Here is a 15804-nt window from a genome sequence, read left to right as displayed (position 1 = left end):
AAGTCGAAACGCGCGCTCCGCTTTAACGCAGATCGAAACTGACGAGTGCAAAGCGACTTTGCTCTAAGCGGTCGTGATCGAGCGCGGAAAAGACGTCTTCGGCGCTGCGTCCGTCCATTTCGGTCAGGCCGAAGGGCCCGTCTTCGCTGCCCAGCACCATCAGGATTTGCCGGGTCTTGCGCCCAGAGCCAACCCGCGCCACCGGTGCGGAAATCATCGGAATGCCATTCTCAATCGTGGTGAAGCGGGACAGGTCCTGCACCACGCCATTGTCGTCGATCATGAGCACCGCAATATCGAGCCCGCCCGCACCGGAGACCTGTGCTTCGATGGTGTCGCCGCTTTCCAGGTTGGTTGAGGCAAGGCTCAAACCGATGCGTGCGGCGGGATAAGACGCTGTCAGGGCCACCGCGTCGAGGGCGGCGCATTGCCGGGGGTCGATCTCTTCGCGCACCCGCGTCACGGTCCCGAAACCCTCCAGTATCGTCGCGCTGTAGGTGTCGAGTGCGTTGCGATCCGCCCCGATCAACGACAGACCGACCTGCCCATCCGCGCCGCGACGGGGCAGGGCCAGCGTGCAGCGCGGCGTTTCGTTGGCGCGGATGCGGGTCAGGAGTTGACCGATGGTCAGATCGGCGGCGCTGGCATTGGCGAGGGGCGCACCGAGGCCTGTGGGGCCGATTTGCGGTGTGGTGGGCTCGGCCTCTTCTCCGGTCTCAGGCACGCGCGGCGGCACACTGGTGGGCACGCGGGGAGGTTCTAGGGCAGCCAGATCCAACGGGCTGTCGGGCAGCGGCGGCTGAGTGAACAGGCTGTCCGGTGTTTCGAGCGAAATATCCCCTGAGAAAGGCGAGGGCGCATAGCCTCCGGCCTCGGCCAAGGGCGAGACGAAATTGTCCTGCACAAGGCTTTGTTCGGTGGGCAATGCAAGCCCCTCTTGCGGCTCGGAAATCTCGGGCGCCACAGGGAGCGGTCGAGGATCTGGCTCTGCGATGTTTTCCTCGGCAGTTTTCTCTTCGCCAGTGTCCACTTCGACGATGTCCGGCTCAGAAACAGGCGTCTCGTCCTCGCCCGTCGGCGCAGGCTCCGCCGCCTCTTCAAGGGCACCGTCCAGATTGGTTTCGGCGTCTTCTTCTGAGGCAATATCTTCGGGAATCTCGGCGATGGGGGCGGTGTCGACGTAGTTTTCGAGATCGAGAATTTCGAGACTGATCACCAGCTCCGGTTCATCTTCTTTCGGGGGGATGATCGCCAGAGAGGCCGTTGACAACAAAAGCAAAGCCGCGCCGTGAAACAGCAGAGAGCCCGTGAAGGGCAGGGCCCATTGACCGGGCTTCATGCGGTCATAGGGCAGGAAACTCACACTCCGTCCTCCGCAGAACGGTGGAGGGTCACGAGGCGAATTTCTACCGCGATGAGCTGTTCGGCGGCGAGCGCATCCATGAGATCAAACGCGCGCGTCTCGCGGTCGGCCAGCACATGCAGCACCGGGTGGTCGATCAGAAGATCGTTCAACGTGCCGGGCACAACAGGTGCGCCATCCAGCATCATGGCCCCATCGCCTTCAACGATCAAAAGCGGTTTCGGCAGGAGATCGAGCGGCAGGTCTTCGGTCTCGGGCAAGCGGACCTGAAACTCCCCTGCGCCGATCAGCGAGCCGGTGGTGAGAAAGAAAAAGATCAGCAAAAGCACGATGTTGACGATCGCCAGAGAGGAATCCAGCTTGATCTTCAGCTCCGGCGGATGCAGGCGCTGGCCTTTCATGGCGCCTCCCGAATGATCTGAACCCCGGCGATTTCGGCGCCTTCGAGGGCGGAGAGGGCTGTCGCCACATCCTGCACCCGTGCCGTGGCGGTGATCGCCAGAACAAGCTGCCCTTGTGCGTCCTGCTGGCCGAGCGCCTGCGCCAGATCCGAAAGCTGATCCGTGGCAAATTCCTGCCCGTCGACGGCGACATGGCCTTCGAGAAGGCGCCAGACCGTGACCTCAGCCCCGGCCAGAGGCGCATCGGGGGCCGCGTCGGGATCGGCGGTCAGGGCGGTGGTGTCCTCGGGTAGGGCCTCCCCTTCGGTCTCAGACGGTGCGCTTTGCAGGGTGAGAAGCGAATAGGGCGTGAGGCTCGAGGAGAGCATGAAAAAGATCAGAAGCTGAAACATAGCGTCCGCGAGCGGCGTCAGGGCGAACCTGTAACGTCGTTTGCGGACGGGCAGGCTGGAGATCAGGATGCTCATGATGCTCGTCCGAACTCAGGCGGCCTTGGCTTTGGGATCAACGCGGCCGTGGATGGAGGCCGACATCAGCGCTTCCATCATGTTGCGCTCGCGGTCGATCCGGCTTTCGAACCAGGTTGCGACGAAGAAGGCGACGAGAGCGATGGCGAGACCGGCGGCGGTGGTCGACAGCGCCACATAAATCCCTGAGGCGAGCTGTGTCGGGTCCACGGCGCCATTGGTCTGGGACAGAACACTAAAGGCGTCGATCATGCCGATGACCGTGCCCAAAAGCCCAAGCATGGGCGCCGCTTGCACAACCATATCGAGCGAGCGCATACGTTCGCTCATCCGCGCCAGTTCGATGATCGCGGTCTGGCGCGACAGTTCCTCGGCATAGGTCAGATCGCTTGGGCGGGCCCGCACGCCGGAGAAGGCGGCTTGCAACACGCGCGCCAGAATCGAGTCGCGTTTCGAGGCGGCTTGCACGGCGCTGTCCACTTTTCCCGAGAGCCAGTCGTCGAGGATTTTCTCAGCCGCCTTGCGTTTGCCGACCCCCATGCGGGCGAATTGCGTGAATTTGTAGATCGCCACACTGACGGTGAAAAAGGACAGGGCCGCGAGGGCGATGTAGATCGTGACAGCGACGATTTGGAAAATGCTGAAACTCATGAGCGACCTCTGAGCGCGAGATGGGAGGGGAGGGTGCCATTGTGGGCGTAAAACTTGAAAAAAATATATGAATCCAGTACGGTGGAAAAAGACACAGAGGCCCCCAAGAAAGAAACACTGCCTGTAGTAGCGGTCCACATGGCCGAGGAGTCAACAGGCTCGTCTGGATTTTGACCGTCGCTTACGGTCGATATCAGCGATAAACACCAATCAGATAATTCGGCACCGCAGCCTCTCCGACTTGATCGACAAAGGAGGTTTCGCCGTAGGGGGCGATTTCGGGCGACATGGGGGGGAGGAGCTGTTGTTCGGTGGAGGTAAGTGGTGTGTCGCTGTAAAGTACAGTCATACCGTGTTTCGCCCGTTGCGTCTCCGTGATTCTGGTCGCGTTGGTGACTGGTTCTACTGTTATATGTGCCATGACGGATAAGGGGTCAGAGACAGAGGGTGCCGAGGCTGTATCCGTCGACGCTGCACGCACATGAGATACTGTTGTTGTGACGCTATCCATGACATTTTCGGACGTCTGCAGAACAGCACTTTGCGGGATATTTCCGGTAATCACGTCAGGAGTTAAACGGGGAATCGTCGCAGACTGGTCGATACAAGACATGGTTTCCGATCCACTGATCAGACAATGGCTGTATGAAAGGCCAAACGCAGAAGCGACAGACAGACTGGCTGCTCCCATAAAGAACAAAATACGCTGTTTCATAGCTCAAGTTTAGCACAACTACTTACAGAAAGCATAAACAGAATCTGATTTTATAAGATTTTTTCCACGAGATGGCACCGTCGCCCTTACCAGCCTGCCCTAAGATGAGCCGTGTTGCATAGAGTTTACCAGATGTTGTAGGCAGGCTGTGGTAAAACTCTTGGTTTGATGGGAAGGTCGCGTGGCGGAAATGTCGCATGTGAGATGCCGTTTTTTTCGCGCCCGCCAAGGTTTTCGCCGCATAGCGATTTCCAGACATGCTGTGCCCCGGCTTTTAGGCGCGGTGGTCGCAGTCTGCTTTGTAAGCCCCGCCGAAGCACGCTTTCAGGTCTGCAACCAAACCTTCGATGTGGTCAATCTTGCCATCGGGCAGTGGGATTATGACGCTTGGGAAACCTCTGGTTGGTGGACCATCGGGCCGAACCAATGCGCGGATGTGATCGAGGACGATCTGACCTCGCGCTTTGTCTATCTTTACGCCCGTGACGTGTTCAACAAGACGATGGTTTCGGGCACGACGGAGATGTGTCTCGATCCGGGCGAATTTCGCATTCGTGGGCATGAGGATTGTCTCGTGCGCGGCTATCTCAGCGCCCCGTTTTTCGAAGTCGACACACGGCGCTCCGAGCGCTGGACCTTCTACATCCAGACCCGATAAGAGGCGCGGTAAATTTCGCGCGTTTTCTAAGCGCTGGGCTTGCCGCACCCGAGGCGTTTCGCTTATCGTGGAGCGGTATTTGAAACGTAATCTATTCCAGGCGTGAAGAGGGACGGCGGTGCAAAAGTCCGAAGAGAACGGAAGGGTCACAGGACGTGCCCGGACTGCGCGCTTGGTCGGTGGGCGTTTTCTAAGCAGCATCCTTCTGTTGACATTTGGCTCCGGTCTTCACGCCCAGAGTTTCGATGCGCGTCCGATCACCTTCGACCCGGCGCCCGGAGAGTCGCCTTTGGTTGTGGCCTATGAGCCTGCTGCAGAGCTGCCCCGGCTGATCCGTTTCACGACTGTGCCAGAGGCGCAAAGTGGCGAAGCCATCGCGCCGCGTGCCGGGTTTCCCGCCCCTTCGATTATCCTCGGGCGCGTGGCCTCCGGGACGGAGGAAAGCTATGGCATCGAGCGGTTGATGCCGGAAACCGTGGCGCAATTTGCCTTTCCCTATAATGACGTCGAGAGCCGCAATGCGCTTCGAACCTCCGACCCTGAGATGTTTCGTGCGCTGGTGAGCCAGGGCCATATCGATCCGCCGGTGAACCGGGTTGCCGTGGCGCTGCAAGAGGAATTGCAGCGGATGAATTGTTACCGTTCGTCGATTGATGGCGACTGGGGGGCTGGCTCGCGGCGCGCGGCGACGGAGTATTTCCGCACCAGCGGGGTAAACGACAACGGTCTCGGGTCGACCGCCACAGTAGAGCTGTTCCGCAGCATTGTGCTGGGCGGCGACACCACCTGTGTCGTGGCGGCGCAGACCAACACGCGCAGCAACCGTCCCTCCGGCAGCGGCAGCCGGCCTGCGTCCGGCGCGTCTTCGGGCTCTTCCGGCAGCTCAGGTGGTAGCTCTGGCAGCAGCTCCGGTGGCTCCGGGCCGTCGATTTCCGGCGGCGGTGTCGGCGTGTTCCGCTAAGGCGTTTGGATGAAAATCGAGGTCGATCCGAATTTCAAAGGCAGTGGACGCCAGGCTGCCCGACGGCGACGCAGCCGGTTGATGCGCCGGATCGGTGCAGGGCTTGGTGGGATTGCCCTTATGGGCGGGATTGCGGTCATCGTCCTGCGGCCCGATGCCGGGCCTGCACCAGACGCGGAGGAGCCGGTTCTGGTGCAGATGGGTGAAACCGCTGATGAAACCGTGCAAATCGTTGCAGCCGGGGCCGAGGCGTTTCTGAACATCCGGGGCGCGCCGATGATCCTGACCCTGCCCGAAGGCAACGCCAATCTTGGCGAGCGCCGTCTGGTGGCCGGGGTGTCGCTTGAACCCGGACGGTTTCCGGCGGGGCGGCATTTCGACCAGCTTGAGGACGCGTTGTTTGACAGCAACCAGAGGGTGCAACTTTCCATTCCCTCCTCCAGCGCCGATCTGGCCGCTTTCAACGCCCGCCGCTCCGATGGCATCGCGCTTGGGGCGCAACAGGTTTCCGTCGATGTCGGCCTGCCCGAAGAGGTCTCTGCAGGCACCGAGGTGGATGTCGAGGACGGGCGCGGCAGTTGGGGGGAGGTCATCGGCGCAAGCGGCACGGTGGAAGCGCAGGAGGTGCGCTATATCGAGACGGTGATCGAAAACACCACGACCTCGGCCTTGAGCACCCCGTCCCCTGAGCGCCAGTCGCTGTTTCGCGAGGCGCTCGAAGATGTGCCGGAGCCGCGCAAGCTCACCGACATCCTGACGGCGCAGAGGCTCTCCGACACCGAGATCGAACGCGTCCTTGCGGCCCTGTCCCGCGAAGCGGAGGCGGCGGGGCTGGCGATTGAGCGGCTTACGGAGTTGCCCGCCCGTAGTCTGGTCGCGATGCGGCTCGATGACACGCGCTACGAGGCGCGGCTGTTGCAAATGTCGATCTACGGGCCGGACGGCTATCTCATGACGCTGGTACAGCCGCGTCCGGGCCGCTTTGTCTCCGGTGCAGATCCGTGGTTCTCCAGAGATCTGCGGTCTCTCGCCAACCGCGCCCTGGCGGCGCGTGGCACCGAAGGTCAGCTCAGGCTCAAGGACGCGATCTATTCGCTGACCCTGCGCCACCAGATGCCTTCCGATCTTGTCGGCGAATTGCTTGTGATGCTGGCGCGGGTTCAGGATCTCGACCAGATTGTCGACGAAAAGGACCGGATCCGCATTCTCTACGCCGAGGAGGGGGCGGATCTCCCGGCTGGGCGTATCGCCTTTGCATCGCTGACCGGACCGGAACTCGATTTGAAATGCTACGTGACACGCGGACCGCGCGAAGATGCACCCTATGCATGTTTCGATCCTTCGAAACCGCAGGGCCCGGCCTATGGCGGCGGTGGCGGACTTTTGCCCGGTTTCATCGTGCCTGTGGCGGGGACCAAGACTTCGGGCTTCGGGCCGCGGTTCCATCCGATCCTGAAGAAAACCGTCAATCACGACGGGCTCGACTGGGGCGCGCCGGTGGGCACGCCGGTCCATGCCGCCGCGGCGGGCACTGTGATCCGGGAGGAATTTTCCGGCGCTTACGGCAATGTTGTCGGGCTCAGACATGCGAATGGATATGAGAGCCGCTATGCACATCTCAACGCCTTTGCCGATGGGGTGAAGGTGGGGGATGAGGTTCAGGCGGGCGACCTGATCGGCTATGTCGGCACCACCGGTCGCTCGACCGGCCCGCATCTGCATTTCGAAATCCGGCTGAACGGACAGGCCATCGATCCGACCGGCAGCAGCCATGGTTCGCAAGCCGTGGAGGCTTTGGTCAACCGCATCATCCGGGTCGAAAGTGCCGGCAATGCGCGGGCCAAGAACACACGCTCCTCGGCCACCGGGCTTGGGCAGTTCATCGACGGAACATGGATCAGGATGATGAACACCTATCGCCCCGATCTGGTGCGCAGCCTTGATCGCGCCGCACTTCTGGAACTGCGTTTCGACCCGGCGCTGAGCCGGGAAATGGTGACCAATCTGGCGCGTGAGAATGAGGCCTATCTGCGCGCGCGCGGCCATGTCATCACGCCGGGGCGGCTTTATCTGGCGCATTTCCTCGGACCGGCGGGGGCGGATGTGGCACTTAAGGCGACGACGCAAACGCCCGATGCCTCTGTTCTGGAGGTGATGGGTCCCGCCGTTGTGCGGGCCAATCCATTCCTGACAGGGTGGAGCGTGTCGCAAATGGCCGCTTGGGCGGATCGCAAAATGAACGTCTCGGGCATTGGGCCGGTGGTCGCACAGGCCGCGACGCCGAGCGTGCCTCTGACCGCCGAAACCAAGCGATATGTCTCGGCGGTGGATGGGCTTTTGAACCGTTTGTGAAGACTGTGCGAAGTTTCGCTCAATCGGGTTTTTAGGGCTGTCGAACAGCATGGGGCCGGTTGACAGAAGGGGCGATAAGGTCCTCTATAAAAACAAATTTTTACCAGTAGGATTCTCAATATGTCAGGTGCCAGTGTTCAACCCGGAGCAACCCCGGCCGCGAGCCAGATCAATCATGCCGGAAACGTGCTGAGGCCGCAGTCCTGTAGCGATATTTCATCGAAAACCGCCAATCTTCAGCGCACGATTTCTGCCGCAGAACAGCACTTTGAGGCGCAATTGCGCGCGCTCGATCAACAAAGCTTTGCCAATAAGGGCGTCTTTTGGGCGTCGATCATCAAGGACAGCTGTGTCGCCTTTCTCGATGTGGGGGCCAATGTGCTTGAAATCGTCGGTATGAAGCAGGCGGCGACCGTGGCGTCGCAAGGCGTGAACGCGATCCAGATTTCCGGCACAGCGGCGGAATGGCACGCCGGGCAGAAATCGGCGTCGCAGGCCCTGACCAGCATGGCGAAAACGGGTGTGTCTGCGATCCCGACCAACTCGGCGGCGGGGCAGGCCGGGAAATTCATCGGCGGCTCTTTCGTGGGGGCGGGCGAGATTGCGGTCAATGGACCGCAACAGGCGCAGTCCGAGACACAGAATATGGCCATGGGCTATGCGCGCGACCAGATCATCGGCACCGCTGATCTTATTGCCAAAGCCGCCGAAGAAGGCGATGCGTCATGGGGCACAGGGCTCGGCAAAGTGATGAACGGGGTGAAGGGGCTCGTGGCGCTTCAGACCTACGACCAGAATCTGAACAAAAGCATGGACACCTATTTCGATGAGAAGGTCTCCATCGACACGCGCACTTTCACGCTGAAACTTCAGTTCCGCCGCAAATTCGCCGAGCTGAAAACCCAGCTTCGCACGCTCGAAGCGATGCTACAGCAATGTCTGGCGGAAAACGATCTGGCGTAGGCGCTGCGCCGTTTTGATTTCAGGTTTTGTCCGGGTGGTGCCCCCCAATTGGGGGGCATTTTTTAATCGTCTTTCTGACCGATCAAGGACGGCAGAAAAATGTAAAGCAAGGAGGGCACGGCGATCACCGCCGCGCTGGCCAAAAGCGCCAGGAAGGTCGACGCCCCTGTGTCATTGACGACCACGAAGGTGACCACCGCACCGCACACAATGGCCAGAAGAAAGACTGAAAAGGCGACAAGACGCAAAAATTTGGCCAGATGTTTCATTGCAGTTTTTCGATCAGATCATTGGTAAAGGCCTCGAACTGCTGTGGGTTTTGGAGGCGCATGGCATCCATGGTGACAAAGGGCGCCATGGCATCTTCGACAATAAAATAGATCATGTCGAGCTTGGCTGTCATCAGCCGATTGTGAAGACGCGGGTTAATTCTTTGCAACCGTTGCGAGGCATTCGAGGCGCGCTCGACCATGCCGTAGAGCAGGGCTGCCGTGAGGACCAGACCGACGCCGATCTTTGCGGTGCGCTTGGCAATGAATTTCGTAAAGATGTGGATCGAAATGGCTTCGGCGATATAGGTGGTAAGCACCTGTTTTGCCGCTTGTTTCGAGGCGAATTGGATTCCGGAAAGCGCTATCTTATCCACCATCTTGTCCTGCAAGGGATCGGGAAGTTTATCCATGAAATCCGTGACAATGATCTGCACGACGCGGGTGATAATCTTGCGATCCTTGACCGCCGAAAGGATGAGGTCGCCTACGCGATCATATTCAGCGGCATTGTTGCGCTGCGCCTCTTCGCCAAAGGCCCCGCTGTCCTCTACGGCGCGGCGTCCGGCGTAATACAGGTCTTGGGGAAGCTGGGCGACGCCTTCGAGAATGGCTTTGCCGATATCCAACAGATTCATTTTTGCCTCGTTATTCATAAAACACAGAGAAATATTCAGGCCCCGGGTATGAGAGCCGGGTCCAGTGCAGGGACTGCGCCGTGACGCCCTAAACGCGATGGTCCGGGGATGTCATAGCGCAGCTTAAAAGAACGTGTAGGTGAAACCGTCGTCTGTATGCTCGACGGTCACCGTCGCAAACTCCTCGCCCGAGACCATGCGCTCCAACACATGGCGCGACAGTTCCGGCAGGATGGAGTTGGTGATGATATTGTCGATCATCCGCCCGCCGCTGTCGGGGTCGCGGCATTGCTCGGTGATGTAATCCATCACATCCGTGCCATAGACCAGTTCGGCATTGTGCGAGGCCTTGAGGCGTTTGGCGACCGAGCGGAGTTTGAGACGCGTGATGTCCGCAAGTGCCTCATTGCCCAGCGGGAAATAGGGGATCGACACGATCCGTCCCAACAACGCGGGCGGGAAGACATCGAGCTGAAACGGTTTCAGCGCAGCGGACAATTCATCGACATCGGGCTTGGTGTTGCCGTCCTCGGCCATCTCCATGATCACCTCGGTGCCAACGTTCGAGGTCAGCAGGATCAGCGTGTTCTTAAAGTTGATCGGCCGCCCGTTGCCATCCTCCATGATGCCCTTGTCGAAGACCTGAAAGAACAACTCGTGAATGTCGGGGTGCGCCTTTTCGATCTCATCCAAAAGCACCACGGAATAAGGCTTGCGCCGCACCGCTTCGGTCAGACGCCCGCCCTCGCCATAGCCGACATAGCCCGGAGGCGCGCCTTTCAGGAGTGAGACGGAATGGGCCTCCTGAAATTCGGACATGTTGATGGTGATGATGTTCTGTTCGCCACCGTAAAGCGCTTCAGCGAGGGCCAGAGCGGTTTCGGTTTTGCCAACGCCCGAAGGGCCGCAGAGCATGAAGACCCCGATGGGCTTTTCCGGGTTCGCAAGGCCAGCGCGCGAGGTCTCGATGCGTTTGGCGATGGTCTGAAGCCCGTGATCCTGCCCGATCACACGTTCTTTCAACCGGTCCGCCAGCGTCAGAACCGCCTCCAATTCGTCCTGCACCATGCGGCCCGCCGGAATGCCGGTCCAGTCGGAAATCACCGAGGCCACGGATTGCGCATCGACATGGGCGTAGACCATGCGTTCGTCGGGGTTGGCGCCTTCGAGTTCCGCGAGCTTGGCGGCCAGATCGGCGCGGACCTCAGCCGGATCGACGTCTTCGGCCTCGTCTGTGCCAAGGCTGGCGCGCAGTTCGAGGATGCTGTCGACCAGTGCCTTTTCCGCCTCATAGGCGGCTTCGATCCCGACCAGCTCGTCGGCGATCTTCTGTTTCTCCTCGGCGGCCTCAAGGATGCGCTCTTCATCGGTCTGGCCCAATTCGCGCTCGGCGGTTTTCGAGGCGATCTCTGCCTCAAGCTCGCGCAGTTTTTCGCGCATATCGGCAATCCGGGCGGGCAGGGCGGCTTGTGACACCGCAACCCGCGCGCAGGCCGTATCCAGAAGCGACACCGCCTTGTCCGGCAATTGCCGCGCCGGGATGTAGCGATGCGACAGCGAGACGGCGGCGACGATTGCTTCATCGGAGATTCGCACGCCGTGATGTGCCTCCATCGGGCCGAGGATGCCGCGCAGCATATAGGTACAGCGCGCCACATCCGGTTCGTCCACATTCACCGGCTGGAAGCGGCGGGTCAGCGCCGGGTCTTTCTCGAAATAATTGCGATATTCGGACCATGTGGTCGCGGCGATGGTGCGCAATGTGCCGCGTGCCAAGGCCGGTTTCAACAGGTTGGCGGCGTCTCCCGTGCCGGCGTTCCCGCCCGCCCCGATCAGCGTATGTGCCTCGTCGATGAAGAGGATGATCGGGGTCGGCGAGTTTTGCACCTCGTCGATCACGGATTTGAGCCGCTGCTCGAATTCGCCTTTCATGGAGGCGCCTGCCTGCATCGACTGGATGTCCAGCTCGAAAAGCTTCGTGCCCTTGAGCTTGTCAGGCACATCACCCTTGGCGAGCCTCTGGGCAAAGCCTTCGACCACGGCGGTCTTGCCGACGCCCGCCTCACCAGTGAGGATCGGGTTGTTCTGGCGACGGCGCAAAAGCACATCGACGATCTGGCGAATCTCGTCATCGCGGCCCACGATCTGATCCATACTGTCCGCCGCCGCTGTCATGTCCTTGGCAAAGCGCCCAAGGGCGGTGGAGGCACCCGGGCCTTCGGTGCCCTCCGTTGAGGTGCCGCCTGCGCCAATCGAAGACCCGTCCATCGGTTGCAGGTTTTCCTCGTCCGAGGCCGACCACGCCCGCGGGCCTTCGCTCACCACACGCTCGGGCGAGAGATCGCCCAGTTCCGGCGAGAGCCGTTGCAACACACGTTTGCGTTCGCCATGGGACAGGATCGCGACAAGCGCGTGCCCGGTGCGGATTTGTGCCTCGCCAAACAACAGCGTGGCGTAAACCCAGCCGTTGTTGAGCGTCGCGCTCATGATCTCGGAGACCACCGGCATTTCGGTGACGTTCTTGTCGAGCCGTCCGAGCGCATTGGTCAGATCGGTCAAAACCCGCGCCCGGTCGAGGCCAAACTCGCCGATCATCACCGAGATGTCGCTCTTTGGATCGGAGACCACATGGTAGAGCCAATGCAGCAGATCGACGTGACGATGGCCTTCGCCACGCGCCTGTCGCATCGCCTTGATAAACGCGTCATACCCCGTGCGATTGAGCTTGCCTGCATAGGTTTCGACCTGAATTTCCGCAGCCATAATATCTTGTCCCTATTACCCTTTTCGGGCCATTTCGGCCCTTACGTCATGTCCTGTGTGATCCGGAACCGGCAGACCTGTACCCGGTTGCCATCCGTGATTTTTGATGTCGGTTGCACGCCCAGCGGCAGCGCACTCATCCAGCCAAGCTCCATGCTCTGGCCCAATTGTGCCGGCGCAATCGCGCCTTTCGGCAACCAGAGTGCCACGTTGACGTCGAAGAACGGCCCGAGATACCCCGCCACGAGATCCTGAAGCTCGCGCGCCTGCGGTCGACCGGGCAGAAACCCCTTGAACTGTGTCATATCGCGGCAGTCGAGATGCAGCGTCAGTGTCTCGCCCAGCGACCGCGCCCGGCGTCCGGCCCGCATATTCTGGCCCAATGTCATGCCCTGTTGCCCCAGATGCGAGAGGTCTTCGGGCGCAAAGGGCAGCCAGCTTGCGACAAATTCCTCGACCCGCACCGGGAGATTGAAATGCGCCTTGAGCAATTCGCGCAGCTTGATCGGACTTTTGACCCTGCCCATGGTGAGCGCGGTGTAGCGCACGCGCACCGTATCGTCGACGACACCCCGGTCGCGATGCGGCAGACCAGCATCGCCGGTAAAAGCCCGGAGCTGATCGGGAAAGCGCCCGCCTGTGGGGTGGTCGAACTGGGTGATGGCGCGGGCGTCCGACCAGCTTCGGTAAAAAAGCTGTTGGAAGCGCGCGGTGAGCATGTCGGCGAAGCGCACGAAAGAAGCGTCGCCGTTGGCCTGCCAATGGGCCGCCTCGCGGGTGATCGCGGAGGGCATCGGACCGAAGGGGCCAAAGAGGCCGAGAAAACGCGGGCGGACCACCGGCGGATTGGCGGCGAGATCGACGTCAGAGAGATCGCTGTCGGGGAAATGCTGGAACGGGTCCTGTCCCAGATCGGCAATCTCGTCGCGCAGGCGAAGGTTCTCGCCGACACGGGGTTTCTTGCCCGCACGCCGCTCCAGATGACGCATGAGCGTGAGAAAGCCCCAGCCCTTGCGCCGCTCCGCGCGGGCCTTTTCCGTCTTCTCGCTCACAGAAGCGGCCCCGATCCGGAGCGGGGCGGCCAGGTCTTGTGCAACTTGCCGGTGCGGTCCAGAAGCGTGAGCTGGGTAAAGCTGTTGACGGCGGCGTAATCGGCGAAGAAGCGATCCAGAATGGCCGAGAGCGTGATCATCCCGCCGCTGTCGATCACCGTTTCGTCCAGCGTCAGGCGAATTTCGATGCCGCGCGCGCTATGATAACCGTCGGGGCGGCGCAGCGTGCGGGTGATCGGGCGGACATTCATCGCGTGGACCGCGTTGATATGGGCTTGGGTGACCTGATCGGAGACATCGCTGAACAGCCGCAAAACCTCGCGCAGCGCCTCGATATTGCCGCTGCCGTCGCGACCGGTAAAGCCGCGCTGGCTGAGGTTCAAAAGCGAGATGAGGCGCCAGTAATTGTCGCCCGCGTGGTTGCGATGCCCGGCCTCGCGGTCCAGCTCGCTCGCCGCCTCGCGCGGTTTGGTCGGCGCTGCCACGGGTTTGAGATGCACGCTGCGATCCTCGAGCAGCTGAAAGGTTGCATCTGCAATCGGCAGGATTTCTGGCAAATGCCGGTTCGAGCAAAGTGTCCGCAGGAACAGAAGGTTGGCTTCGTCCTGTTCGGGGGGCTGATAGAGCGTGATCCAGGTCTCGGTGCCCTCATAGCGATAACGTATCCCGCCCGCGCGGAGCTCTTCGCTGGTCAGGCGACGTCTGTCCCGTTCCAACGTGTAATAAAGCGTCTGACGCGTGGTCGAATGGCCCTTTGGCAAGGCATAGAGCGGCAGCACGTCAACGCGCTCGCGATTGCCCTCGTATTGCGCCCGCACGCCAAGCACGCGGTGCACCTCGTAATTCATCACCGGCGTGCGGTTCGGTGTCACCGGGTAGCGATGATGGCGGTTGTTGAGGGTGATCGGCTGGGCATCGTCTTCAAAAAGGTTGACCGCAGGGGCGCAATAGAGGCCAAGGTCCGCCTCGGAAAACCGTGTGCTCAGATGGCTGTTCACGGCGGAGAATTCGAAAATCACCTGAACCGAGTGGCTTTTGATGCCCCGGAGATGGCGCGACAGGTCGGTGAAGATCATGCCGAGGAATTTGCGCGGGAAGGCGTAATATTCCAACAGCGTGGAGATGCCGGGGAACAGCAACTCGTCGTGGCCAAACAGTCCGGGGCCGCCGAAACCGACCTGGGCCAGCACCTCGGGCGGCAGGCGGCGCAGCACCGGGTCACCATTGCGATCTTCCCAACGCAGGGTGATGCGGGTGAGCTGGCTGAACACCTGTTCGTAAAGCGCCATGGCTTCGCGCATCGCGCCAGTGAAATGGATCGGCAGGCTGTCACAGGTCAGCTCTTCGAGCGGGCCACCGTCGCCCCGTTTGAGGGTGAACACCAGACCGGCCTCGGTGCGTGGTATGCTGTTCTGATCCCCCGAGGGCGTGTCGCAGCCAAGCGCGTTCAGCGGCGTCGCGGAGCTGTGATAGGTCGCGTCCGGGATCGCGAAGGGCCAGAGTGTGAGCGGTTCGGCCAAACGGTAGCGGCAGGTGGTGCGGCGCTCTGCCTGGCTGAAAGAACTGTCGATATAGGCGCCAACGGGGATCTCGCGGCCCTCAGCCACATCGCCGGGTTTGCCGGGCACTGCGGCGCGGACCATCATTGCGGAGGGCAGGGGGGCCGTGGCGTCGGGGAAGAGTTGTTCAAGCAACTCGCGGCTGAATGTGCGAAATTGCTGATCGATATTGAGCTGAACGCGGGCGGCCATGAAGGCGCTGCCTTCCAACAGCCCGGCAATCGACGGATCGAGGTTCTCTTCGAGCAATCCGCCAAGACGCTCCGCAAGCCCCGGATTTTCGAGGGCAAAGGCCGCGGCGCGTTCCTTGAGAAGCGCCAGCTCGCGCTCGTAGGCTATCTTGAATGCGTCCTTCATGAGGCGGCACGTTTCGGTTTGTCGACCATGCATTTGCCAGCGCCGAGATCGACATCGGCCTGAAACTCGATGGCAATGTCGGCCGGGTCTGCGATCAGATCGGCACTCACAAAGACGGCGATACGTTGCCGGGCATCGCCTTCGATGGCTTCTACCTTGACGTTGAGCGACTGTTTGACGAGGCGGGGCTCATGATCGAGCAGGGATTGCTTGATCGAGCGGGAAATATAGGGCGCGATCAGGTCTTTTCGCGACATGTTGGACAGGTCTTGAAACCCGTAATTCACCACCGAGCGCGCCACATGAGGCGCATCGGAAAGGTCGACTGTGGCATCGAGGCGAATGGTGTTCATCAGGATGGACAGGTGATCACGCACATGCGCGCGCAAAGTCTCCTCATCGACGCCAAGGCGGCGGGCGTTGGAGCGTTGCGACAGTTCGGAGGTCAGGGTGACGTTATCCCTTTCGCGGTGCACCACGTGAGAGGCGCGAGCGTCCTTTTCCTCGAAGGCGAGCCGAAACACATCAATCAGCGCAATGCGCGACCGGTCGTGGATCTGGCGCGACTGTTGCCGCCGGGATGAAGATGGGGCGGAGGTCAAGGGCGGGCGCTCTACAAAACGGGATTGTCGTCA

Annotated in this window: 15 protein-coding genes; 4 read left to right on the top strand and 11 right to left on the bottom strand. The window is 60.9% G+C overall.

Annotated features, from left to right (window positions below; all coding sequences use genetic code 11):
- Positions 1 to 22: 22 nt before the first annotated feature.
- From V1475_RS16215 to V1475_RS16195, 5 genes are all read right to left on the bottom strand, one after another.
- On the bottom strand, positions 23 to 1363 hold the full coding sequence (locus tag V1475_RS16215) for a hypothetical protein (RefSeq protein WP_479413588.1): 1341 nt from the start codon (positions 1361 to 1363) through the stop codon (positions 23 to 25).
- A complete protein-coding gene (locus V1475_RS16210; protein WP_479413587.1) occupies positions 1360 to 1764 on the bottom strand; it encodes an ExbD/TolR family protein in 405 nt (134 codons plus the stop codon). Before V1475_RS16210 ends, V1475_RS16215 begins: the two co-directional genes overlap by 4 nt.
- Positions 1761 to 2231, bottom strand: coding sequence for an ExbD/TolR family protein (locus V1475_RS16205; protein ID WP_226554204.1), 471 nt, complete (start codon positions 2229 to 2231; stop codon positions 1761 to 1763). The genes V1475_RS16210 and V1475_RS16205 overlap by 4 nt, the downstream gene beginning before the upstream one ends.
- A gap of 15 nt (positions 2232 to 2246) precedes the next feature.
- Positions 2247 to 2882 (bottom strand): MotA/TolQ/ExbB proton channel family protein, encoded by a 636-nt coding sequence (locus V1475_RS16200; RefSeq protein WP_226554205.1) that lies wholly within the window; start codon positions 2880 to 2882, stop codon positions 2247 to 2249.
- A 193-nt stretch (positions 2883 to 3075) separates the two neighbouring features.
- A complete protein-coding gene (locus V1475_RS16195) occupies positions 3076 to 3597 on the bottom strand; it encodes a hypothetical protein (RefSeq protein WP_479413586.1) in 522 nt (173 codons plus the stop codon).
- Positions 3598 to 3859: 262 nt separating this feature from the next.
- On the opposite strand from V1475_RS16195, the gene V1475_RS16190 reads away from it, so the two are divergent.
- The 4 genes from V1475_RS16190 to V1475_RS16175 all read left to right on the top strand — a co-directional run bounded on the left by V1475_RS16190 (position 3860) and on the right by V1475_RS16175 (position 8531).
- Positions 3860 to 4255: a DUF1036 domain-containing protein gene (locus V1475_RS16190; RefSeq protein ID WP_479413585.1), complete on the top strand. Its 396-nt coding sequence runs from the start codon at positions 3860 to 3862 to the stop codon at positions 4253 to 4255.
- Positions 4256 to 4463: 208 nt separating this feature from the next.
- A complete protein-coding gene (locus V1475_RS16185; RefSeq protein ID WP_479413584.1) occupies positions 4464 to 5216 on the top strand; it encodes a hypothetical protein in 753 nt (250 codons plus the stop codon).
- Positions 5217 to 5225: 9 nt separating this feature from the next.
- Positions 5226 to 7568 (top strand): peptidoglycan DD-metalloendopeptidase family protein, encoded by a 2343-nt coding sequence (locus V1475_RS16180; RefSeq protein WP_479413583.1) that lies wholly within the window; start codon positions 5226 to 5228, stop codon positions 7566 to 7568.
- Positions 7569 to 7688: 120 nt separating this feature from the next.
- Entirely contained in the window at positions 7689 to 8531 is an 843-nt protein-coding gene (locus tag V1475_RS16175; RefSeq protein ID WP_479413582.1) for a hypothetical protein, read from the top strand.
- A gap of 62 nt (positions 8532 to 8593) precedes the next feature.
- Here V1475_RS16175 and V1475_RS16170 read toward each other — a convergent pair whose 3' ends face one another.
- The 6 genes from V1475_RS16170 to tssE all read right to left on the bottom strand — a co-directional run bounded on the left by V1475_RS16170 (position 8594) and on the right by tssE (position 15771).
- Positions 8594 to 8800: a hypothetical protein gene (locus V1475_RS16170; RefSeq protein ID WP_479413581.1), complete on the bottom strand. Its 207-nt coding sequence runs from the start codon at positions 8798 to 8800 to the stop codon at positions 8594 to 8596.
- Complete coding sequence (locus V1475_RS16165; RefSeq protein ID WP_479413580.1) at positions 8797 to 9438, bottom strand: hypothetical protein; 642 nt, start codon at positions 9436 to 9438, stop codon at positions 8797 to 8799. The genes V1475_RS16170 and V1475_RS16165 overlap by 4 nt, the downstream gene beginning before the upstream one ends.
- 123 nt (positions 9439 to 9561) lie before the next feature.
- Complete coding sequence (gene tssH, locus V1475_RS16160) at positions 9562 to 12201, bottom strand: type VI secretion system ATPase TssH (RefSeq protein ID WP_479413579.1); 2640 nt, start codon at positions 12199 to 12201, stop codon at positions 9562 to 9564.
- Positions 12202 to 12242: 41 nt separating this feature from the next.
- Positions 12243 to 13253 (bottom strand): type VI secretion system baseplate subunit TssG, encoded by a 1011-nt coding sequence (gene tssG, locus V1475_RS16155; protein WP_479413578.1) that lies wholly within the window; start codon positions 13251 to 13253, stop codon positions 12243 to 12245.
- Positions 13250 to 15169, bottom strand: coding sequence for a type VI secretion system baseplate subunit TssF (gene tssF / locus V1475_RS16150; RefSeq protein WP_479413577.1), 1920 nt, complete (start codon positions 15167 to 15169; stop codon positions 13250 to 13252). The genes tssG and tssF overlap by 4 nt, the downstream gene beginning before the upstream one ends.
- Entirely contained in the window at positions 15166 to 15771 is a 606-nt protein-coding gene (tssE, locus tag V1475_RS16145; protein ID WP_479413576.1) for a type VI secretion system baseplate subunit TssE, read from the bottom strand. Before tssE ends, tssF begins: the two co-directional genes overlap by 4 nt.
- Positions 15772 to 15804: the final 33 nt, after the last annotated feature.

It is taken from the genome of Celeribacter sp. SCSIO 80838 (assembly GCF_056498065.1).
This window is presented reverse-complemented; position numbering and strand designations above follow the sequence as displayed.